The sequence below is a fragment of the Enterobacter sp. CGMCC 5087 genome, from assembly GCF_003144775.1.
GTDB lineage: Bacteria > Pseudomonadota > Gammaproteobacteria > Enterobacterales > Enterobacteriaceae > Enterobacter > Enterobacter cloacae_M.
The window spans coordinates 1-385 of record NZ_QFXN01000303.1 but is presented as its reverse complement, the minus strand read 5'-3'; the positions used below and the strand labels follow the sequence as shown (position 1 = coordinate 385).

Annotated in this window: 1 protein-coding gene; it reads left to right on the top strand. The window is 55.1% G+C overall.

The genetic code is table 11. The features are described from left to right. On the top strand, positions 1-385 hold a 385-nt coding region (locus DEO48_RS24870), incomplete at both ends, for a type VI secretion system baseplate subunit TssF (protein ID WP_181367056.1).

Sequence of the window (385 nt, the reverse complement as noted above, 5' to 3'; positions counted from 1 at the left end):
GCTGGAGGGGTTCGCGTTTCTGACGGGTAGCCTGCGCGCCAAAATCGAAGATGAGTTTCCGGAACTGACGCATGGTCTGCTCAATATGCTGTGGCCGAATTACCTGCGTCCTGTTCCCTCCATGACCATTGTTCAGTTTACGCCGGTTGCCGGGGCTCTGGCACAGCCCGCATTTCTGGGGCGCGGGTGCGCGCTCGACAGTATTGTTCAGGATGAGACGGTGTGTCATTTTCAGACCTGCCACGATCTGTGGATCTTTCCGGCCACGCTTGAGAATGTCAGTGCTTACAGCGGTACAGATGTTTCGGCGATCACCCTTGAGTTGACATCACAGGTTCCGATGACGCTGGAGCAGCTGGATCTCAGTAAGTTGCGATTTTATCTG